Raw genomic sequence first — 19816 nt, forward strand, 5'->3', positions numbered from 1 at the left:
AACTCAAACACTTCAGGGCCATCGCCACTCGATACGACAAGCGCGACGACAATTTCCTCGCATCTGTCCAACTCGCCTCAATCCGCATCTGGTTGCGCAGTTATGAGTCGGTGACCTAGACCAGAAACGGATTGCCGCGCCGTTCCTCGCCGAAGCGGCCGCCCGGCCCATGACCGCAAATAAAACCGACCTCGTCGCCGAGCGGCAGCAATTTTTCCTTGATCGAGCGGATCAGCGTCTCATGGTCGCCGCCCGGCAGATCGGTGCGCCCGATCGAACCGTTGAACAGGACGTCGCCGACATGGGCGAACTGGGCCGCGCGGTTAAAGAACACGACATGGCCCGGCGCGTGGCCGGGACAATGCAGGATCTCGAATTCGTGAGCGCCGAAACGCACCGTTTCGCCCTCGGCCAGAAACCGGTCGGGCACGCAATTGCGCACGGGGTCGGCAAGGCCGAACATTTTTGCCTGTTCTTCCAGATTGAGCAGCATCTGCCGGTCGGCCTCGTGCGAACCGACGATGTCGACGCCGAGCGCCTCCTTCAGTTCCATCGCGCCGCCGGCATGGTCGATATGGCCGTGCGTCAGCCAAATCGCCTCGATCGACAGCGCATTCTCCTCGATCGCCGCGCGGATGCGCTCGACCTCGCCGCCCGGATCGACGACCACGCCGTGCTTGGTGTCGGTATCGAACAGGATGGTGCAGTTCTGCTGGAACGGCGTGACTGGAATGATACCGGCGTTGAGCTGTCCCATCGCGCTTTCCTCGTTGATCGACCACTCCCATAAAGGCCGGGTGCGGGAGCGTCCACCCGCGCCGAAAGAAGAATGGTTATGGACGGCGAACGGAGAAGGGCGGCCCCAAGGCCGCCCCCACCCAGGAATGAAACAGGCTGACTCAGCTCTTTTTCATCGATTGCATCACCGCCCCGACGATGCCGGTCAGGATGCCGCCGCCGGCAACCCCGCCGACCGCGTCACCAAGCATGCCGCCAAGCGCACCGGCGGTCGCCGGATCGCCGAGCAGCGAGCCGAGGATCGTCCCGCCGCCGACGCCGCCGATCGCCCCGACGACGGTGCGCAAAATCGCACTGACCGCCTGCTGCTTGAGAGCGCCCGAAACCGCGTGCCCGCCAATGGCGCCGGTTACCAACTGAACAATGATGGGGAGTATCGCTTCCATGCCGTTTACCCTCTGTGGCCAAGCCGGTTCCACTGCCGGCCTGATCATGGAAGAGCCAATTTGCCCCAGAGTCAAACATATGGCGATGCCACTTCACATATTACTTTAAATCGCAGCCATAAATTACCGACCTGGATGAAATATGAGAGGGCCTTACTCCGCCGCTTCGACCGCGCGCTTGGGATGGACCTCCGCCGAATAATCGGCCATCAGGTTGCGCGCGACCTCACCAGGCTGGAATCGATAAGGCCCGATTTCCGACACCGGCGTCACCTCGGCGGCCGTACCGGTCAGGAAACATTCCTGGAAACCGTCCATCTCCTCGGGCAGGATCGTGCGCTCCACGACCTCATAGCCGCGTCGGCGAGCAAGCTCGATCACCGTGCGGCGCGTGATGCCGTCGAGGAAGCAGTCCGGGTTCGGCGTATGGATGACGCCGTCCTTGACGAAGAAGACATTGGCGCCGGTGGCCTCGGCGACATGGCCGCGCCAGTCGAACATCAGCGCGTCGGCATAACCCTTGGCCTCGGCCGCGTGCTTGGACAAGGTGCAGATCATGTAGAGGCCGGCCGCCTTGGACTTGCAGGGCGCGGTGCGCGGATCGGGCCGGCGATATTCGGCAATGTCGAGGCGGATGCCCTTGAGCTTCTGCTCGGGGTCGAAATAGCTCGGCCACTGCCATATGGCGATGGCGCAGTTGATACGATTGTTCTGGGCCGAAACGCCCATCTGTTCGCTGCCACGCCAGGCGATCGGGCGCACATAGGCATCGCTGAGACCCTGCATCCGCAGAAGCTCCCGGCAGGCGCCGTCGATCTCGGCGACCGACCAGGGTATGGTGAAACCGAGAAAACGCGCCGATTCGTGCAGCCGTTCGCTATGCTCGGTCAGCTTGAAGATCTCGCCGCCATAGGCGCGTTCGCCCTCGAACACCGCGCTCGCATAGTGAAGGCCATGCGTCAGCACATGCACCTTGGCATCACCCCACGCCACGAACTCCCCGTTCATCCAAATGTGACCGTCGAGCCGATCGAATGGAACGGATGCCATCTTTACCTCCTGCGGACCAGCGCCGCATATGTGACAACGTACCGGAATTTTACACCGGATCCCGCGTTGGACTGAAACTGTCGCCAATCTTGCCGCGAAATGCAAAGGGAAGGAAACGTCCCCGACCCGGAAACGCCTTGCCTTTTCGTTCGCAATCTGCCGAAAAGCTTGACGAAAATTACCAGTCGATCCGATATATGTCAATAAGGCTGACATATTTTTCACCAACGGAAGCGTGATGCCAGGCAAGGAAGAACATGATCCCGCACCGATCCGTACAGCGCTGTCGCGCGAGGACGGGATCGATCTGGACATTATCGAGCTGCTTTTCTTCGCCTATCGCGACTTCACCTCCGACCCGGATCAGATCCTCGCCGCCGACGGTTTCGGGCGTGCCCATCACCGCGTGCTGCATTTCGTCAACCGCATGCCGGGTCTGACGGTGGCCGAATTGCTCGAGGTGCTGAAGATCACCAAGCAAAGCCTCGCCCGGGTGCTCAAGCAGTTGATCGACACCGGCCATATCGTCCAGCTTCCGGGACCGAAGGACCGCCGCCAGCGCGAGCTGTACCCCACCGGGCGCGGACGCGCGCTCGCCCTTGCCCTCGCACGGCCACAGTCGCGGCGCATCGATGCGGCGCTGAAGGAAACGGGCCGCGAAAAGCGTGACGTGATAGAACGGTTCCTCAAGGCGATGGTGAATCCCGATCTGCGCGCGCAGATCGACAATCTGCCGGGCAGGCCGGGCACTGTGGGATCCGACGATGGTTGACGAAATGATCATACCCGCCGACGATGCGCCACATCTTCTGGTGGTCGACGACGACACCCGTATCCGCACGCTGCTCAGCCAGTTCCTGGCGACCAACGGCTTCCGCGTCACCGTGGCCGGGACCGCGGACGCGGCGCGGCGCCACCTTGCCGGGCTGGATTTCGACCTGATCGTGCTCGACGTGATGATGCCGGGCGAAAACGGCGTCGACTTGACCAAGGCGCTGCGCGAAACCCGCGACATGCCGATCCTGATGTTGACCGCGTTGTCGGAGACCGACAACCGCATCACCGGGCTCGAGGCCGGAGCCGACGACTATCTGACCAAACCGTTCGACCCGCGCGAACTGATCCTGCGCATCAACAACATCCTGCGTCGCGGCGGCCCGCCGCAATCGCCGAAGGTCGAGCAGATCGTGTTCGGCCCCTATACGTTCCAGATCGCGCGCCGGGAGCTGAAAAAGGCCGGCGAAGGCATCAAACTCACCGATCGCGAGCAGGAAATCCTGGCGATCTTCGCCGAACGGCCGGGCGAGACCATACCGCGCCACGAACTGGTCAGCGGCGACACCGAAGTCGGCGAACGCACGATCGACGTCCAGATCAACCGCCTGCGCCGCAAGATCGAGCGCGATCCGGCCAATCCGGTCTGGCTCCAGACGGTGCGCGGTGTTGGATACAGGCTGAGCGTGGAATAGACTGCCCCGGCCCGCGCTCTGCGGCGGGCGAACGGACAGCACTCCACGGACGCTCCAGATGGCAACCACGAACGAAAGTTCCGCGACCGAGCAGCCCCGTCTGGGCCGGCGGCTGGCGCGAGCCGTCAGCCCCGTTCCCAACATCTGGCGGCGTTTCTGGCGAACAGTCTCGCGCCGCATGCCCAAGCGGCTCTACGCGCGCTCGCTGATCATCGTGATCGCGCCGATGATTTTGCTGCAATCGGTGGTGGCCTTCGTGTTCATGGAGCGGCACTGGCAGACGGTGACCCAGCGCCTGTCCACCGCGGTGACGCGCGACATCGCCGCCATCATCGACCTGATCGAGACCTATCCGGACGAACGCGGCAAACAGAACGCGGTACGCATCGCCCAGGAGCGGCTGTCGCTGCGGGTCGACATCATGCCGCCGGACCCGCTGCCGGCGCCGGGACCGAAACCGTTCTTTTCCATCCTCGACCAGATTCTCAGCGCGGAGATCACCAGCCAGATCAACCGACCGTTCTGGATCGACACGGTCGGCAATTCCAACGTCGTGGAAATCCGCATCCAGCTCGATGAGCAGGTCCTGCGCGTCTTTGCCCGGCGCAGCCAGGCCTACGCCTCCAACACCCACATCTTCCTGTTGTGGATGGTCGGCACCTCACTGGTGCTGATCGTCATCGCCGTGTTGTTCCTGCGCAACCAGATAAGACCGATACAGCAACTGGCCGAAGCGGCCGAGAGTTTCGGCAAGGGACGGCCGACGCCGGAGAATTTCCGCCCGCGCGGGGCCGAGGAGGTGCGCCGCGCCGGCCTCGCCTTTCTCCAGATGCGCGAGCGCATCGAACGTCAGATCGAGCAGCGTACCGCCATGCTGACCGGCGTCAGCCACGATCTGCGCACCATTCTGACCCGCTTCCGGCTGCAACTGGCCGTATCCGGCGGCAAAACGGACGTGGCCGCGCTCGACAACGACATCGAGGACATGCAGTCCATGTTGGAAGGCTACCTGTCCTTCGCGCGCGGCGAGGCGCTGGAAGACACCGGCCGCATCAATCTGGAAACGCTGTTTGCCAAGCTGGCCGAGGAGGCCAAATTGCGCGGCCGCACGCTGACGGTGCAATTGTCCGGCGATCCGGACGTGCATGTACGTCCGACCGCCTTCTCCCGGCTGGTGACCAACCTCGTCGGCAATTCCTTCCGCTACGCCAAGTCGGTCCATATCACAGCGATTCATGGTCCCGGCTCGCTGATCGTCACCGTAGATGACGATGGCCCAGGCATCCCGGCGGAGGAACGCGAACACGTGTTCCGTCCCTTCGTCCGCCTCGACGAGGCGCGCAACCAGGATGCCGGCGGCACCGGGCTCGGGCTCTCGATCGCCCGCGACATTGCCCGCAGCCATGGTGGCGACATTACACTCAACGACAGCCCGCTCGGTGGTCTGCGCTGTATCGTGCGCGTTCCGGCCTGATCCGCGGCCCGTAATCGCTCGACTTGATATCTCTGCCAAATGGCATTATATTGAACGCCAAATGGCTAATATCAGATCGACATCGAACGCACAGAACCTGCGGCGGACACCGCAAGGCGCCGCACCTGTCGACCGGGCAACGGTCGCGGCCAAAGCCTGCGCGCGTATTGCCGAAGCCTGGCAGCTGCGCAACGAAGAGGCCGCCGGCCTGCTTGACGTTTCGGCCCGCACCTGGGCGCGGGTGAAGACCGGATCGTGGACCGGTCGCCTGTCTCGGGACCAGTTGCTGCGGGCGAGCGGATTGGTCGGCCTTTACAAGGGGCTGCATCTTTATTTCAGCGACCCGCTCGCCGACGAATGGGTCCGCCTTGCCAATAGCGGTCCGTCCTTCGGCGGCCGCCGGCCGGTCGACGTGATGATCGCAGGCGGTCTGCCCGCGATCTTGCAGGCGCGCGACCATGTCGACGCGCTCAGGGGCGGCGTTTGATCCCTTCCGCCACGGCGATCGCCGAACCGGCAACGGTACGGCTGATCTCGACGGCCTACTTCAAGCCGCCAGTGCTGCGCCCGCTCGTGGACACCGACGAGGAACTGGCGTTGCTGGTCGAGATCGAGGGACTGACCAACCGGCGGCTACGTGCCGAACAGGGCGGCGTCGGCGGGCTCGACGCGCGCGAATTGCTGTTTCGCGCCTGGGGGCACACCTTTGTCAACGCTGCTTTCGCCTATACGCGGCCGAACGGAAACCGCTTCAATGACGGCGACCGCGGCGCCTGGTACGCCGCCTTCGACGACCTGACCGCGCTGGCCGAAATCGGCTATCACCGCACACGCGAACTTGCCCATATCGGCCGCTATCACGACGAAGGCGTGTACCAGGCGTTGCTGGCCGGCTTCATCGGCGACTATCACGATCTGCGTGCGACGGGAGGTCTCCACGCCTGTCTCGATCCCGATCCCGCCATCGGCTATCCGGCCGGACAAGCCCTCGCCCGTGACCTACGCGAGGCCGGCGCGCGCGGGCTGATCTATCCCTCGGCACGGCGGCCCGGCGGCACCTGCCTCGTCGCCTTCGAGCCGCATTGCGTGCAGAATGTGCGCCCCGGTGCGCGCTGGAAGCTGGTGTGGTCCGGAACGCCCGACTACACGATCACCACGGACTGAGCAGCGGCGGCAAGAACGAGACGACTCAGTCCTCGCGGTCGGCCGTCGGCTGCTCGGTAAAGCCTTCCATGTCGGAAATCTCGTCCACGTCGCGCTGGATTTCGAGCGGGCTTGTGACATAGGCCGTCAACAGTCGCGCGATCGAATGCAACGCATGTTCGTGGATACGCTCGTAACCATGCGAGGCATCGACGCCGAAGGCAACGAGCGCGGTGCGCACATCGTGCCCGGCCTCGACCGCCGAAGCCGAATCGGAGCGGTAGAAACGGAACACGTCCTTCTGGAACTCGATCTCGTTCTCGCGGCACAGTTCGACGAGCTTTTTGGTCAGATGATAGTCGAACGGACCGGTCTGGTCGGCCATCGCGACGGTGACGCCGAATTCCGACGAATTCTGGCCCGGCGCGCTGGTGCCGTTGTCGACCGTCACCATCGAGGCGACCTCCGGTGCGACGATCGCCGTGGCGCCGGTCCCGACCTCTTCGGCGATCGTGAACAGGAAATGGATGTCGACCGGCGTATGCGAGCCGGTGCGTTCCAATGCTTCGATCGTGGCCAGCGTGATCGCCGCGCCCGCCTTGTCGTCGAGATGGCGCGACACAATGAAGCCGCTGTCGAGGAATTCGGGCTGCGGATCGATCGCAACGATGTCGCCGACATCGATGCCCAATGCCCGGGTCTCCTCGCGCGAGGTCGTGCGCTGGTCGATCCTGAGTTCCAGATTGGTCCAGCCGACCGGCTGAGTGTCGATCTCGTCATTATAGGTGTGGCCGGACGCCTTGAGCGGCAGGACGCTGCCGCGGAAATTCTGCTCTTCCGAATAGATGTTCGCGCGTGCGCCCTCGGCGAAACGCGCCGACCAGTTGCCGATCGGCACAAGGTCCAGCCGCCCGTTCGGCTTTACCAGCTTCACCTGCGCGCCGAGCGTATCGAGATGAGCCACCACCGAGCGCGCGCCGTCGCGCCGGCTGCCCCGCCGCACCGCGCGGATGGCGCCGCGCCGCGTCAGTTCGGGCGTCAGGCCGAGCCGTTCCAACTCCTCGGTGCAATAACGCACGACCGTATCGGTGAAGCCGGTCGGGCTGTCGATCGCCAGCAGCGCCTTGAGCTGCTCGACCAAATAGCCGGTATCGATCGTGATCCCGCTCATAAGGTCGCCTCGACCCCGCCCGGAGCCGAGGTTTCCGCCCAGGGCATGCGCGCATGTGGAAATAGAAGATCGATGAAGCGCTCGGCCGTCGGCTGCGGTTCGTGATTGGCCAGGCCCGGCCGCTCATTGGCCTCGATGAAGACGTAGTCGGGCTCGGTCGGCGACTTCACCATCAGGTCGACCCCGACAACAGGAATACGGATCGCGCGCGCCGCCTTGCAGCCCGCCTCGACCAGGCGCGGATGCACTGTAGCGGTGACGTCGTGGATTGAGCCGCCTGTGTGCAGATTGGCCGTCTTGCGCACGACGATCTCGCGACCGGCGGCAAGCACCTCGTCGAGCGCGATCGATTGCGCGCCGAGGCACCGCACGGTCTCGTCGTCGATCGGGATCGTGCTTTCGCCGCCGGTGGCGGCCGCACGACGGCGCGACTGGTGCTCGATCAGCTTGCGCACGTCGCGCTCGCCGTCGCCGACAATGCGCGGCGGACGGCGAACGGCGGCGGCGACGAGCTTGCCGTCGATCACGACCAGGCGCAAATCCTCGCCCTCGAAACAGGATTCGACCAGAACCCGGTCCGACACGTTGCGCGCCTCCACGACCGCCTTGACGACCTCGTCCATGGTTTGCAGCCCGACCGCGACGCCACGGCCCTGTTCGCCGCGCGCCGGCTTCACCACCACATTGCCGTGGCGTTTGAGGAACGGGACGACATTGCCGGCGTCCCCGTCGGCCGCGATCTGCTCGGGCACGACAAGTCCGGCGCGCTCGACCACGCGGCGGGTCACTGCCTTGTCGTCGCAGATGGACACCGCCACGCCCGACGTCATTTCCGACAGGCTTTCCCGGCAATGAACGGATCGCCCGCCATAGGTGAGCCGGAAGAACCCGCCCTCCGCGTCGGTCACCTCGACCTTGATACCGCGCCGGCGTGCCTCATCGACGATGATGCGCGCATAGGGATTGAGGGCGTCATGCTCCTGGATCGGCGTGGCGAACAGCTTTTCGTTGATGGAATTCTTGCGCTTGACGGCGAAGATCGGCACCCGCCGGAAACCGAGCTTTTCGTAGAGCGCGATCGCCTGTTCGTTGTCGTGTATCACCGACAGGTCCAGAAAGGCCGCGCCGCGGGCCTGGAAATGCTCGGCCAGCCGGCGCACCAGCATCTCGCCGATGCCGGGGTGACGCGACTGCGGGTGGACCGCCAGGCACCACAGCGACGACCCCCGTTCGGGATCGCCGAAAAGCCGCTGGTGATCGATGCCGGTGATCGTGCCGATCACCTCACCGGTCGCCTCGTCCTCGGCCACGAAATAGGTGATCGACCGGCTGTCGCGCTGCGCCCAGAAGAAATCCGGATCGACGGTGACCATGCCGCGCGCGGCATAGATCGCGTTGACGGCCTCGGCATCGTCGCGCGAGGACAGCCTGCGCACGAAGTAGGCGCGCGGCTTACGCCGGCTCGGCCGGTAGGTCGACAGGTCGAGCCGGTAGGTGTGCGATGGGTCGAGAAATGTCTCCTGCGGCGCAAGTGCAAGAACGACATGCGGGTCGCGGATGTAAAACGCGATGTCGCGGCGTTTGTCGCCCTCCTCCTCGAGCGCGGCGATGATGCTTTCATTGTCGGGGAAGGTCTGCGCGAACAGCAGCCGCCCCCAGCCGCAATCGAGCGCCACCGCCTCGCGCATGGCGTCCTTGTCGCCCTCGCCTTGCGCGATCGGCGGTTTCAGCGAATCGGCGCGCAGACGCTTGAGCCTGTGGCCGAGCGCCTTGTCCGCACGGACGGGATGGTTTTTGGACTCAGCGCCGCGATCCTTGGCCATTGGACTAGATCCCATGCGTCTGTAGCCACATCTCGAGCAGGCCGGCCTGCCACAACTCGGACCCGCGCAGCGGCGTGATGTGGTCCGACGGCGCGGCAAACAGTGTTTCGAGATAGTCCTTGCGAAACAGGCCGCGCTCGCGCGCCGCCTGCGAGGTCAGCGCGTCGCGCACCATATCCAGGTAGGGGCCGTCGACATATTTGAGCTGGGGAACGGGGAAATACCCCTTCTTGCGGTCGATCACCTCGCTCGGCACGATCTGGCGGGCGACATCCTTGAGCACGCCCTTGCCGCCGTCGCGGACCTTTTCCTCGGGCGGAATCCGCGCGGCGAGTTCCACCAGCTCATGGTCGAGAAACGGCACACGCGCCTCCAGCCCCCAGGCCATGGTCATGTTGTCGACCCGCTTGACCGGATCATCGACCAGCATGACCGTCGAATCGAGCCTGAGCGCGCGGTCGACCGGCGTGTCGGCGCCCGGACGCATCAGATGGGCCTCGACCAGTTCGCGGCTGGGGTCGACGCCGTCGATCCAGTCCGCACCGAGCTGCGTCTTCAGCTTTTCATGCGTGCGGTCGAAGAACACCTTGGCATAGTCGCCGACCACGTCATTGGAGTTCATCAGCGGTGGATACCAGTGATAACCGGCAAAAATCTCGTCGGCGCCCTGGCCCGACTGCACCACCTTGATGTGCTTGGAGACCTCCTGGCTGAGCAGGTAGAAACCGACATTGTCGTAGGACACCATCGGCTCCGACATCGCCGCGATCGTGCCGGGCAGCGCGTCCATGAGATTGTCGGACGGCACGAAGATCTTGTGGTGGTCGGTGCCGAAGGTCTTGGCGATCAGATCGGAATAGACGAATTCGTCGCCCTTTTCGCCGTTCGCCTCCTCGAAGCCGACCGAAAAGCTCATCAGTCCGGTCTGGCCGGCCTCGGCGAGCAGGCCGACGATCAGGCTGGAATCGACACCGCCCGACAACAGCACGCCGACCGGCACGTCGGCCACCATGCGCCGCTTGACGGCGAGCCTGAGCGCCTCGAGCACCCGGTCGCGCCATTCCTCCGACGACACGCCGCTATCGTCCGGATCGCGGGCAAACGGCGGGTCCCAATAGACCGACTGGCGACTGCTGCCGTCGGCCTCGATGACGCGGATCGTCGCCGGCGGCAGCTTGCGCACGCCGGCAAGTATCGTCCGGGGCGGCGGCACCACGGCATGAAACGACATGTAATTGTGCAGCGCCGCCGCATCGATGCCGGTGTCGACGTCGCCCGCCGCAAGCAGTGCCGGCAGCGACGAGGCGAAGCGCAGCCGCCCGGCGTTTTCGGCGAGATAGAGCGGCTTGATGCCGAAGCGGTCGCGCGCCAGCACGATGCGACCCGTCTCGCGCTCCTGAAGTACAAAGGCGAACATGCCGTGAAAACGCTCGACGCAGCGCTCGCCCCAGGCATGCCAGGCCTTCAGGATCACTTCCGTGTCGCCGGTGGAAAAGAAACGGTAGCCCTTTTCTTCCAGTTCGGCGCGCAATTCGGGATAATTGTAGATACAGCCGTTGAAGGCGATGGTCAGACCGAGCTCCGGATCGCTCATCGGCTGGCGCGCGCGCTCGGACAGATCGATGATCTTGAGCCGGCGGTGGCCAAACCCGGCATTGCCGTGGACGACTATTCCCGCACCGTCCGGGCCGCGCGGCGCCAGCGCGTCGGCCATTTTTGAAATTGCGATGGCGGAAGGCTCCGCCCCGTCGAATCTGATCTCACCACAAATGCCGCACATAGGCGCGCGTTCAAACCTCCAGTGTCTTAAGGGATGCCATTGCTTTCGTGGCCGGTTTATTATAGTTCAAATGATTAGAAGTCAAATGATTGCCGGCTGCCGATGGACGAACAACAAACCTTTAACGCGCAACGCGACGGATCGTTCCCGACCGGGGAACTGCGCGGCCTGATGAAGTCGATCCGCCGGGTCGTGCGGGCGACCGACCTGCAGTCGCGCGCGCTGGCCCGCGCCAGCGGCCTGACCACGCCGCAACTGGTGGTCCTGATGGGGGTGGCCGAGCTCGGCGAGGTGACCACCAACGCGCTCTCCAATTACGCCGATCTAAGCCCGGCGACGGTCGTCACCATCCTCGACAATCTGGAAAGCCGCGCCATTGTCGGGCGCTACCGGTCGACCGCCGACCGGCGCATCGTCTACACGCGGCTGACCGACAAGGGCCGCGACATGGTCACCAACACGCCGGGCTTTTTCGGCGTCGACTTCGTCACCCGCTTTGCCGCCCTGCCCGAAAAGCGGCGCCGGGCGATCCTCGCCGGGCTTGAGGAACTCGCCGGGCTGATGGGCGGCGCATAGCCCGGCCGGACACCGAAAAACGGCGGCACCCGGGGCACCGCCGTAGATTTTTTCTCGGAAGAAACCCGATCTACCGGATCGAGACAGCCGCGTGGCGCCGTCCCAACAGGCCGAGCGCGGCGAGAACCGCAAGAGCAAGCAGCGCCGGCGCCAATGCGGTCAGGACGATCTCGCGCGCCGGCCAGGCGAACGAAAGCAACGCCCCGCCCACGGCGGGCCCGACGATCGAACCCACACGACCGAGCGCCGCCGCCCAACCGACCCCGGTCGCCCGCAATTCGGGCGGATAGAAGGAAACGGCAAGCGCCGCCTGGCCAACACAGCCGGTGATGAGACCGCCGCCCATACCGGCGATCAGCGGCAACACCATCGCCGGCGCAATATCGGCCTGGCTGATCGCAGCAATACAGCCCATCGCCAGAAGAGTCGTTGCCGCAAGCAGCCGTTTCACGCCAAACCTGGCAACAAGCGTCATCATAACGATGTTGCCGATCAGGCCTCCCATCCCGAAGGCGGCGATGGCGAGCGGGGCCTGCGAGGGTTCGAACCCGAAATCAGTCAGCAAAGTCGGCACCCAGAATGTCAGCGAATAGGTGGCGATGAAGATCAGAAAGGCGAACAACCACAGCAACATCGTATATGCGGCCAAACCACCCGAAAACAGCGCGACCACCGGATTGGAACCGGCGCCGCGCCCGGCATCGGCGACCTTGGCCGGTGATGCAGAAGACAGAACGCGGTAAAACAGAGGCAGCACCAAAAGCGGCAGCACGCCGCCGACCAGGAAGATAGAGTTCCAGCCGAATTCGCGCATCAGCGGGCCACCCAAAACGCCGCCCGCCACGCTGCCTGCGGAAAGTCCCGTGGCGACGATCATCGCGGCGGTTTCGCGGAGCCGCGCCGGCATGACGACCGATGCCGCGGCGACCGCGATCGGCAGGGCGCCGCCGAGCCCGATTGCCGACACGAAGCGCAGCGCGCTGAGCGAGGCGATGTCCCATGCCGCCGCCGTCAAAAGCGTGCCGAGCCCGAACAGGACGACGCTGCCCGTGCCGACCGCCCGCGCGCCGAACCGTTGTGCCAGCGGGCCGCAGGCCATGTAACCGACCACCGCCCCCAGGCTGGTGGCAACGAAAGCCGGCGTGAACGCGGCCGGCGGAAGCCCCCATTCCCGCGCAAGCAAAGGCGCGACAAAGGCGATCGAGGTCGTATCGAGACCGTCGAGCAAGACGATCAGAAAACAGATCACTAGCGTGAAGACCGCGCCGGAAGCGGGAACCTCGATCTCCCCCGCAATCTGCGCACCGGATTGTTTTTCGCTGGTCATCGTCTCGCCCTCCCTGCGATCGTGATTAAGATGCTTGATCAGCCGACCGGGCTCGACGCCTCCGTCAGCCGGTCGAAAAATTGAACCATCCGCGCCTGGCCGAAAGCCGGCCAGACCGGAAGGCCGGCTCGGTTCGGATCGCCGGTCGCGGCAAAAGCCGCAAGCGAACCGGAAAAGAGCCGCGCAAGATCGAGGATTTCGCGCCGGTCGGCGCTCGCAACCATCGGTGCGTCCAGCCAGATTTCGCCAGCGCCGAACAGAAAAGGCAGGTCGATGCAATGGCACGCACCGACGCCCGGCATTGGCGACTGCCAGTCGAAACGATAGGCATGGGCCGCGCCGCCATGCGCCGTTTGCGCGGCCGCGAAGTCGAGGTTCGGCCGCGCAAACAGCGTGTCCGTCACCAGGTCGCCAAGCACCGCCGGGGGCAAAGCCGGTGCCCGCCGCGCCCGAGCCTTTTCGAGCTCCACCGCCGCGCCGGCGCCGTATGCGCGTTGGAAAGCGCCGGCCACGACATCATCGCCAATCGCGGCAAGGGCCGGGTTGTCGACGTAAAACGCGGCCATCTCCTCGCGCGTGCTGCCGATCACCACATCGCACCACGCCGCTGCACCCGCGCCGAGCGCTGCGTTCGGGTCGCCCGTTACCAGGTCACCGTCGATCACCGGCAGAAAGGGCGGCGCGATGTCGCCAGGTTGCCGTGCGTCGGCCCGCGCCACCTCGGCCTGGGCGCGCAAAAGCGCCGCAACCGGAACCCTGTTGAGGGCATCACGGTCGCCGGAGGCAATGTCGAGCGCGGCAAGATAGCGTTCCGCCAGGTCGGCCGTTTGCCCCTCATGGGGAAGATCGAGCCCGAGCGGGGCGCTCATCAGGATGGCCCGCCGGAACAGATCCCGGCCCAAACCGTTGGCCAGCATCAGCGCAATCGAATAGGCGCCGGCCGACTGTCCGGCCACCGTTATGGTTTCGGGGTCTCCGCCGAGCGCCGGGGCAGCCTCGCGAACGAACCGCAGCGCCGCAAGCTGGTCGTGCAGGCCCAGATTGGCCGGCGCGATGCCTGCAATCGGCAGGAAACCAAGCGCGCCGAGCCGATAACTCACCGTCACGACGATCATGCCGCTCGCCTCGGCAAGCGCATGCCCATCGTAACACGGCATGGAGCCGCCGCCGGTCATGAAGGCGCCGCCATGCAGGAAGACGAACACCGGCGTGCCCTTGCCGGCGTCGGCCGGCACCCAGATGTCGAGATGCAGGCAATCCTCGTCCTGCGCGCAATCATAGTCGCCCATTACCTTGGCAAGGCGCGAGGGCAATTGCGGCGGCATCGGCCCCGGGCGGGTGCAGTCGCGCGGCGCACTCCAGGGCGCGGGCGGAACGGGCACGGCGAAGCGTCGGGGGCCGATCGGCGCCATGGCATAGGGCACGCGATGGAACGCGGTCACCCCGCCGCGCCGTCTTCCGATGACCGGCCCGCACGGCAAGACGACCATTGTTTCCTTGCCGAGTTCCGCGTTGATCTGGTCCATGCCTCCCCCCTTCGGATGCGCATCGAACCGTACCATTCGCAAGCCGGTCTGTTCGTTCTATTATCGGGACGATTTTAATCCAAATACGGGACATTATGATGAAGGGATTGGACGAACTCTATGCCTTCAAGACCGTGGTCGACTGCGGCGGCATCTCGGCCGCCGCCCGCCGGCTCGGCACGCCGAAATCGACACTGGCGCGGCGCATGAACGACCTCGAGGCCCGCCTCGGCGTCCAATTGTTCCACCGCGGACCGCGACGCTTCGTGCTCACCAATTTCGGCCGCGAATGCTACGCCCAATGTGCCCGGCTCGCCCGCGAGGCCGACAAGGTCTTCGCCATGGCCGATCGCACCGCGGCGATGCCGGCCGGGGCGCTTCACGTCATCTGTCCGCCGCTTCTCGGCGCCATGGTCATCGAACGGCTTGCGGCGGAATTCGCGATCACCGCACCGCGCGTCAGGCTCCATTTGGAGGAAACGGCGGCCATACTCGATCCGCGCCTGGTCTCGGCCGATCTCGTGATCTACGGCACGTTCGAGCCTCTGCCCGATCTCGACCTGATCGCGCGACGCATCTTTTCCAGCCCTTATGTGCTGGCCGCCCACCCGCGACTTTTCGAAAATTCGGCGCCGCCATCCGCTCCCGAAGAGCTGCGCGACCTCGACGCCCTCGGCTTCGGACCGAAATCAACACGCTGGTTCTGGCGGCTGCGCCGGGGTCGGGACAGCATGGTGGCGAACTATGAGCCCCGCTTCACCACCACGCAGCTTTCCGCCATCGTCGAAGCGGCTCGTCAGGGGCTTGGAATCGCGTCGCTGCCCCTCGCCATGATCGAGGAGGATTTGCGCGACGGCCGCCTGGTGAGGGTGCTTGAGGACTGGGAGCCGACCGCCGCCACAATCTACGCGATCTATCCGAGCCGGCGCACCTTGACCATGGCGGCCGAGCGCTTTCTGGATCTGATCGTCGAACGCTTGCCCGTTGTCGTGTCGGCCCGAACGTCCCCGGCCGATAGGGCCGGTCGGAGCTGATCTCCGGGAAAACGCCCATGGCGGACAGAGTATCACCCAGGCTCGCGGCGATCGTCGAGGCGTTGCCCTTGCGGCCGGGATTGCGCGTGCTGGAGATCGGCTGCGGGCCCGGCACGGCCGCACGCGCCATCGCCGAACGGATCGGCCCCAACGGGCATGTTCTGGCCACCGACCGCTCGGCCAAGGCGATCGCCCAGGCGCGCGAAGCCTGCAGGACCGAGATCGACGCCGGCGTTCTCGGCTTGCGCCAGGTCGCGGCCGAAACCTTTGTGCTGGAACCGGGCGAGGAGCCGTTCGACATCGCCCTGGCCGTCAGGGTCGGCGCTCTCGACGGCCGTTATCCCGAAGCCGGACGGGACGCCCGCCGACGCATCGCCGCCGCACTCAAGCCGGGCGGCGTGCTCTATATCGACGGCGGTAACCCGTTGCGGAAGATCGACTTAGACTGAGGCGCTGAAGCGCGCGCGCCGATCCTCCTTGCAGGCGTCACACCGGCAAGGTGCGAGCAGCGGCCGCTCTCCTGAGGAAAGGCGATATCCGGACCGGGTTTAGAACAGGCGCCCGCCGTCCGGCACGTTTTTGTCGACCGTCGCCAGCACCACGGCCCCCTCCTCGTCAGGAAAGCCCAGGGTCAGCACTTCCGACAGGAATTTCCCGATCTGGCGCGACGGAAAATTCACCACCGCCATCACCTGGCGGCCGACCAGTTCGTCGGGCCGGTAATGCCTGGTAATCTGCGCCGACGATTTCTTGACGCCGATCGCGGGACCGAAATCGATCCGCAGCTTGATGGCCGGCTTGCGGGCCTCGGGATAGTCCTCCGCGGCCACGATCGTACCGATGCGGATATCGACCTTGTCGAAATCGGCAAAACCGATCTCGGGCTTGCGGTCGTTCTCGCTGCTCATGGCTGGTTCCGTATCGTCAAACGGTGCATCGCACACATGCCGAGAACAGGCCCGGGAAATGCGGCGGCAAGAAAATCACGCGTTGCCCTGGGTCTCGAACATGGTGCCCGACAGCGCGTCGCGCGCCGAAACCCCCGACCAGACGACGAACTGGAATGCCTGGAAATAGCATTCGCAGGCCTCGAGCGCGCTCGCCAACAGCATTTCCACCTGCTGCGCGGTCGGCTCGGCGCCGCCGGCCAGCAAAAGCGCCTGGCGGAACATGATCGCGCCCTCCTGCTCCCACAGATCGAAATGGCCGATCAGCATCTGCTCGTTGATCAGCGCCAACAGCCGCATAACCTCCATCACCCGGGCATCCGTGACCTTGATGTCGAAGGCGCAAGCCAGATGCAGCGCCTCATATTCTTCCATCCACGAAAACGAGATGTGATAGTCGGTCCAATTGCCGGCGACCGAAATCGCGATTTCGTCGTCCCCGGCGCGTTCGAAAGCCCAGTCATTCGCGTGCGCGACCTGCTCGATGACATCGACGGGATGCGCGGTCCGCGCGAGGTCGAGTTCCAGAAGGCTCATCAAAAATTCCCTGTGATTGTGGACGCGCGCCCGCGCGCTCCGCCTAGAATGCATACGCGCGACAAACCGAACTGTCGGGTTACGAAACACCGGCCACATTGCTCCCGGCCGGAACGTCCCCTCCCCCGGCGCATGACCCAAAACGAATCATGCAGTAAATTCAGTGTATTGATGCAGAGTCCGAGTTCCAGCGCTTTTTTCCCGCAGTCCGCACCGGCATGTGGATAGATTATTTGCCGGCTGAGACCGTTGCAGCGTAAGGGATTCTGCGCGAAGCTTTTTTTTGCGTCCGAAGCCTGTGGACAATCGTCAGAAAAAAATCGCGACTTAAGAGTCGGACGCGGTTTTTCTGGACGATTTCTTGCCGGACTGCGCCAGCGACGCCTCGATCTCGACCAGTCGCGCCGCAAGCTTCTTGTTTTCCGCGCGTGCCTTGATCGCCATTTCGCGCACCGCCTCGAATTCCTCGCGCTGGACCACATCCATCGAGTTGAGGATCCGTTCGGCCTGGGCACGAAACGCCGTTTCGACCTCGTTGCGCACGCCCTGCGCGGCACCCGCCGCGTCGGTAAGCAGCTTGGCGAAATCGTCGAGAATGCGGTTCGGTCCGTTGCTCATGGGCGCTGCCTCGCGAACTTCGGCGCCTCGGCCAGACAGGCTGACCGACAAGCGCGCAGTCCGCAATTAGGGGCGTCGCCGCGCGATTGCAAGAGCGTTGGCCCCAACGGCGCGCGGATGCGTCGACTTGACCTTGCCGGGCCGCTCCCCCATTTTCGCGCCGTTTCACCCGGATGAACGGGCCCCGGCCCCAGCGGATTTTGCCGTGCCAGACCTCATGATCCTGCCCGTCGCGGCGCTGCCGTTTCCGCAGATCGACCCGGTACTGATTGAAATCGGCCCGCTGGCGATCCGCTGGTACGGGCTCGCTTACGTCGTCGGCATCCTGTTTGCCTGGTGGTATGGCAAGCGCCTTATCGCCAATCAGCGTCTGTGGACGCCCGGCGACCCGCCCATGCGGCCGCAAGACCTCGACGACTTCGTGGTTTGGGCGGCGGCCGGCGTCGTACTCGGCGGGCGCATCGGCTATATCCTGTTCTACGACTTCGCCCGCTATCTCGACAATCCGCTGGCGATTCTGGCGGTCTGGCAGGGCGGCATGTCCTTTCACGGCGGCTTTTTAGGCACCACGCTCGCCATGATCCTGTTCGCGCGCTCGCGCGGCATCGCCACATGGCGGCTTTTCGACGTGATCTCGGCCGGCGTGCCGGTCGGCCTCGGCCTGGTCAGGGTCACCAATTTCGTCAATTCCGAGTTGTGGGGTCGTACCAGCGACGTACCCTGGGCCTTCGTGTTTCCCAATGGCGGGCCGGAGCCGCGCCACCCGAGCCAGCTCTACGAGGCCGCCCTTGAGGGGCTGATCCTGTTCTTCGTCCTGCGCGTGCTCACCCACCGCTTCGGCGCTTTGCGCGCGCCGGGCCGGGTCGCCGGCGCCTTCGTCGCCGGTTACGGCATCTCGCGCATCATCGTGGAATTCTTCCGCGAGCCCGACGCCCATATCGGCTATCTCGCCGGCGGCTGGCTGACCATGGGCATGGTTTTGTCCGTGCCGATGGTGCTGATTGGCCTATGGGTGTTCGCCCGCGCCCGCCCGCAAGCGCCGCGCGCCGAAAAAGCATGAACCGGCTGGCCGAAAACATCGCCGGCCTGATCCGTCAGGCCGGTCCGCTCGGCGTAGCCGATTATATGGCGCTGTGCCTGTTCGATCCCCAACACGGCTATTACACCACCCGCGAGCCGTTCGGCGCCGGGGGCGACTTCATCACCGCACCGGACATCAGCCAGATGTTCGGCGAGCTCGTCGCCGTATGGCTTTATTCGGCCTGCCGTGCGAGCGGAACCCCGCTGCCCGTGACGATCGCCGAAATCGGTCCCGGCCGCGGCACGCTCGCCGCCGACATGGCGCGCACCTTGGGTAGGATCGATCCGCAATTCGCCGCCACCTGCGACCTTGCCCTGATCGAGACAAGCCCCCGCCTGGCTGACGTTCAAAGGCGCATGCTGGCGGCGACCGGCATGCCGGTATCCTGGCCGGCCTCGGTCGAGGCGCTGCCCGACAGGCCCGTCTTCTTCGTCGGCAACGAGATTTTCGACGCCATCCCGATACGCCAGTTCGTCAAGTCGGGCGACGTCTGGCGCGAGCGTGTCGTTTCACTCGACGAGGCCGGCGCGTTTCGGTTCGCCACAGGCCTCGACGCGCTCGACGAACGTCTCTTGCCGCGCCAGGCCGCCGACGCCGGGGACGGCGCGGTGTTCGAGATCGCGCCCGCCCGCACGGCCCTGCTCGAAACCGTCGCCGACCGGATCGCCCGACATGGCGGGGCGGCGCTGTTTTTCGACTATGGCCATCTGGAGCCAGGTCTCGGGGATACGCTGCAGGCCGTGCGCGGCCACGACCATTGCGACGTCTTCGAAACGCCGGGCGAGGCGGATTTGACGAGCCATGTCGACTTCGCCGCACTGTCAGCGGCAGCGCAAGCACGCGGGCTGGCGGCCCATACCATGACGCAAGGCGCCTTCCTGCTCGCGATGGGCCTTGCCGAGCGGGCCGGACGGCTGGGCGCGGCCGGCGACGCGGCGCTGCGCGAAAGGCTTACCTCCGAAGCCGAGCGGCTCGCCGGCGCCGACCAGATGGGGGAACTGTTCAAGGTCCTGGCGCTGTTGCCGCACCACCTGGACGTGCATCCGTTCCCGGCGGCGGATTGACTTGGCCATGTC

The 19816-nt window shown here is 65.1% G+C and carries 21 protein-coding genes and 1 pseudogene; 11 read left to right on the plus strand and 11 right to left on the minus strand.

Annotated elements, in window-relative coordinates; all coding sequences use genetic code 11:
- A pseudogene (locus tag GN330_RS19610) lies at positions 1–119 on the plus strand (IS5/IS1182 family transposase); the annotation flags it as partial.
- Here GN330_RS19610 and GN330_RS19615 read toward each other — a convergent pair.
- The 3 genes from GN330_RS19615 to GN330_RS19625 all read right to left on the minus strand — a co-directional run bounded on the left by GN330_RS19615 (position 116) and on the right by GN330_RS19625 (position 2234).
- Complete coding sequence (locus GN330_RS19615) at positions 116–757, minus strand: MBL fold metallo-hydrolase (RefSeq protein WP_156714684.1); 642 nt, start codon at positions 755–757, stop codon at positions 116–118. The pseudogene GN330_RS19610 and the gene GN330_RS19615 sit on opposite strands and share 4 nt — an antisense overlap.
- Before the next feature lie 142 nt (positions 758–899).
- On the minus strand, positions 900–1184 hold the full coding sequence (locus tag GN330_RS19620) for a hypothetical protein (RefSeq protein ID WP_156714686.1): 285 nt from the start codon (positions 1182–1184) through the stop codon (positions 900–902).
- Between the two features lie 153 nt (positions 1185–1337).
- A complete protein-coding gene (locus GN330_RS19625) occupies positions 1338–2234 on the minus strand; it encodes a branched-chain amino acid aminotransferase (RefSeq protein ID WP_156714688.1) in 897 nt (298 codons plus the stop codon).
- Between the two features lie 238 nt (positions 2235–2472).
- On the opposite strand from GN330_RS19625, the gene GN330_RS19630 reads away from it, so the two are divergent.
- From GN330_RS19630 to GN330_RS19650, 5 genes are all read left to right on the plus strand, one after another.
- Positions 2473–3006, plus strand: coding sequence for a MarR family winged helix-turn-helix transcriptional regulator (locus GN330_RS19630; RefSeq protein ID WP_156714690.1), 534 nt, complete (start codon positions 2473–2475; stop codon positions 3004–3006).
- Entirely contained in the window at positions 2999–3703 is a 705-nt protein-coding gene (locus GN330_RS19635; RefSeq protein ID WP_156714692.1) for a response regulator, read from the plus strand. The genes GN330_RS19630 and GN330_RS19635 overlap by 8 nt, the downstream gene beginning before the upstream one ends.
- Positions 3704–3761: 58 nt before the next feature.
- On the plus strand, positions 3762–5177 hold the full coding sequence (locus GN330_RS19640) for an ATP-binding protein (protein ID WP_156714694.1): 1416 nt from the start codon (positions 3762–3764) through the stop codon (positions 5175–5177).
- A 61-nt stretch (positions 5178–5238) separates the two neighbouring features.
- A complete protein-coding gene (locus tag GN330_RS19645) occupies positions 5239–5664 on the plus strand; it encodes an antitoxin Xre-like helix-turn-helix domain-containing protein (RefSeq protein WP_246188774.1) in 426 nt (141 codons plus the stop codon).
- Positions 5661–6341, plus strand: a complete 681-nt coding sequence (locus GN330_RS19650) for an RES family NAD+ phosphorylase (RefSeq protein ID WP_156714696.1) — start codon at positions 5661–5663, stop codon at positions 6339–6341. Before GN330_RS19645 ends, GN330_RS19650 begins: the two co-directional genes overlap by 4 nt.
- Before the next feature lie 25 nt (positions 6342–6366).
- Here GN330_RS19650 and GN330_RS19655 read toward each other — a convergent pair whose 3' ends face one another.
- From GN330_RS19655 to GN330_RS19665, 3 genes are read right to left on the minus strand one after another with little or no spacing between them, the layout of a single operon-like run.
- The gene (locus tag GN330_RS19655) at positions 6367–7491 is read right to left on the minus strand and encodes an osmoprotectant NAGGN system M42 family peptidase (RefSeq protein ID WP_156714698.1); all 1125 of its coding nucleotides are present in this window, start codon (positions 7489–7491) and stop codon (positions 6367–6369) included.
- Positions 7488–9314: an N-acetylglutaminylglutamine synthetase gene (gene ngg / locus GN330_RS19660; RefSeq protein WP_156714701.1), complete on the minus strand. Its 1827-nt coding sequence runs from the start codon at positions 9312–9314 to the stop codon at positions 7488–7490. Before ngg ends, GN330_RS19655 begins: the two co-directional genes overlap by 4 nt.
- Positions 9315–9318: 4 nt before the next feature.
- Entirely contained in the window at positions 9319–11094 is a 1776-nt protein-coding gene (locus GN330_RS19665) for an N-acetylglutaminylglutamine amidotransferase (RefSeq protein ID WP_156714703.1), read from the minus strand.
- Positions 11095–11196: 102 nt separating this feature from the next.
- On the opposite strand from GN330_RS19665, the gene GN330_RS19670 reads away from it, so the two are divergent.
- On the plus strand, positions 11197–11670 hold the full coding sequence (locus tag GN330_RS19670; RefSeq protein ID WP_156714706.1) for a MarR family winged helix-turn-helix transcriptional regulator: 474 nt from the start codon (positions 11197–11199) through the stop codon (positions 11668–11670).
- A 70-nt stretch (positions 11671–11740) separates the two neighbouring features.
- On the opposite strand, the gene GN330_RS19675 is transcribed toward GN330_RS19670, so the two are convergent.
- Together GN330_RS19675 and GN330_RS19680 are read right to left on the minus strand one after the other, a co-directional pair.
- Positions 11741–12997: an MFS transporter gene (locus tag GN330_RS19675; protein ID WP_156714708.1), complete on the minus strand. Its 1257-nt coding sequence runs from the start codon at positions 12995–12997 to the stop codon at positions 11741–11743.
- Positions 12998–13035: 38 nt separating this feature from the next.
- The gene (locus GN330_RS19680; protein WP_197435253.1) at positions 13036–14523 is read right to left on the minus strand and encodes a carboxylesterase/lipase family protein; all 1488 of its coding nucleotides are present in this window, start codon (positions 14521–14523) and stop codon (positions 13036–13038) included.
- Between the two features lie 98 nt (positions 14524–14621).
- Here GN330_RS19680 and GN330_RS19685 point away from each other — a divergent pair, with 98 nt between their 5' ends.
- Both GN330_RS19685 and GN330_RS19690 read left to right on the plus strand, forming a co-directional pair.
- Entirely contained in the window at positions 14622–15557 is a 936-nt protein-coding gene (locus GN330_RS19685; RefSeq protein WP_156714712.1) for a LysR substrate-binding domain-containing protein, read from the plus strand.
- A 17-nt stretch (positions 15558–15574) separates the two neighbouring features.
- Complete coding sequence (locus tag GN330_RS19690; protein WP_156714714.1) at positions 15575–16006, plus strand: SAM-dependent methyltransferase; 432 nt, start codon at positions 15575–15577, stop codon at positions 16004–16006.
- A 99-nt stretch (positions 16007–16105) separates the two neighbouring features.
- Here the strand turns inward: GN330_RS19690 and GN330_RS19695 are convergent, their stop codons facing one another.
- The 3 genes from GN330_RS19695 to GN330_RS19705 all read right to left on the minus strand — a co-directional run bounded on the left by GN330_RS19695 (position 16106) and on the right by GN330_RS19705 (position 17659).
- Positions 16106–16465: a tRNA-binding protein gene (locus GN330_RS19695; RefSeq protein WP_156714716.1), complete on the minus strand. Its 360-nt coding sequence runs from the start codon at positions 16463–16465 to the stop codon at positions 16106–16108.
- A gap of 75 nt (positions 16466–16540) precedes the next feature.
- Positions 16541–17041, minus strand: a complete 501-nt coding sequence (locus GN330_RS19700) for a type III secretion system chaperone family protein (protein WP_156714717.1) — start codon at positions 17039–17041, stop codon at positions 16541–16543.
- 327 nt (positions 17042–17368) lie between these two features.
- Positions 17369–17659: an accessory factor UbiK family protein gene (locus tag GN330_RS19705; RefSeq protein ID WP_156714720.1), complete on the minus strand. Its 291-nt coding sequence runs from the start codon at positions 17657–17659 to the stop codon at positions 17369–17371.
- Positions 17660–17876: 217 nt separating this feature from the next.
- Between GN330_RS19705 and lgt the strand changes: the two genes are divergently transcribed.
- Positions 17877–18719: a prolipoprotein diacylglyceryl transferase gene (lgt, locus tag GN330_RS19710; protein ID WP_156714983.1), complete on the plus strand. Its 843-nt coding sequence runs from the start codon at positions 17877–17879 to the stop codon at positions 18717–18719.
- Positions 18716–19804, plus strand: coding sequence for a class I SAM-dependent methyltransferase (locus GN330_RS19715; RefSeq protein ID WP_156714722.1), 1089 nt, complete (start codon positions 18716–18718; stop codon positions 19802–19804). The genes lgt and GN330_RS19715 overlap by 4 nt, the downstream gene beginning before the upstream one ends.
- Positions 19805–19816: the final 12 nt, after the last annotated feature.

It is taken from the genome of Nitratireductor arenosus (genome assembly GCF_009742725.1).
Classification (GTDB): Bacteria; Pseudomonadota; Alphaproteobacteria; order Rhizobiales; family Rhizobiaceae; genus Mangrovimarina; species Mangrovimarina arenosa.

Coding starts and splice junctions, on each gene's coding strand:
- GN330_RS19615 (WP_156714684.1), bottom strand. CDS start 757: ATGGGACAGCTCAACGCCGGTATCATTCCAGTCACGCCGTTCCAGCAG.
- GN330_RS19620 (WP_156714686.1), bottom strand. CDS start 1,184: ATGGAAGCGATACTCCCCATCATTGTTCAGTTGGTAACCGGCGCCATT.
- GN330_RS19625 (WP_156714688.1), bottom strand. CDS start 2,234: ATGGCATCCGTTCCATTCGATCGGCTCGACGGTCACATTTGGATGAAC.
- GN330_RS19630 (WP_156714690.1), top strand. CDS start 2,473: ATGCCAGGCAAGGAAGAACATGATCCCGCACCGATCCGTACAGCGCTG.
- GN330_RS19635 (WP_156714692.1), top strand. CDS start 2,999: ATGGTTGACGAAATGATCATACCCGCCGACGATGCGCCACATCTTCTG.
- GN330_RS19640 (WP_156714694.1), top strand. CDS start 3,762: ATGGCAACCACGAACGAAAGTTCCGCGACCGAGCAGCCCCGTCTGGGC.
- GN330_RS19645 (WP_246188774.1), top strand. CDS start 5,239: ATGGCTAATATCAGATCGACATCGAACGCACAGAACCTGCGGCGGACA.
- GN330_RS19655 (WP_156714698.1), bottom strand. CDS start 7,491: ATGAGCGGGATCACGATCGATACCGGCTATTTGGTCGAGCAGCTCAAG.
- ngg (WP_156714701.1), bottom strand. CDS start 9,314: ATGGCCAAGGATCGCGGCGCTGAGTCCAAAAACCATCCCGTCCGTGCG.
- GN330_RS19665 (WP_156714703.1), bottom strand. CDS start 11,094: ATGTGCGGCATTTGTGGTGAGATCAGATTCGACGGGGCGGAGCCTTCC.
- GN330_RS19670 (WP_156714706.1), top strand. CDS start 11,197: ATGGACGAACAACAAACCTTTAACGCGCAACGCGACGGATCGTTCCCG.
- GN330_RS19675 (WP_156714708.1), bottom strand. CDS start 12,997: ATGACCAGCGAAAAACAATCCGGTGCGCAGATTGCGGGGGAGATCGAG.
- GN330_RS19680 (WP_197435253.1), bottom strand. CDS start 14,523: ATGGACCAGATCAACGCGGAACTCGGCAAGGAAACAATGGTCGTCTTG.
- GN330_RS19685 (WP_156714712.1), top strand. CDS start 14,622: ATGAAGGGATTGGACGAACTCTATGCCTTCAAGACCGTGGTCGACTGC.
- GN330_RS19690 (WP_156714714.1), top strand. CDS start 15,575: ATGGCGGACAGAGTATCACCCAGGCTCGCGGCGATCGTCGAGGCGTTG.
- GN330_RS19695 (WP_156714716.1), bottom strand. CDS start 16,465: ATGAGCAGCGAGAACGACCGCAAGCCCGAGATCGGTTTTGCCGATTTC.
- GN330_RS19700 (WP_156714717.1), bottom strand. CDS start 17,041: ATGAGCCTTCTGGAACTCGACCTCGCGCGGACCGCGCATCCCGTCGAT.
- GN330_RS19705 (WP_156714720.1), bottom strand. CDS start 17,659: ATGAGCAACGGACCGAACCGCATTCTCGACGATTTCGCCAAGCTGCTT.
- lgt (WP_156714983.1), top strand. CDS start 17,877: ATGATCCTGCCCGTCGCGGCGCTGCCGTTTCCGCAGATCGACCCGGTA.
- GN330_RS19715 (WP_156714722.1), top strand. CDS start 18,716: ATGAACCGGCTGGCCGAAAACATCGCCGGCCTGATCCGTCAGGCCGGT.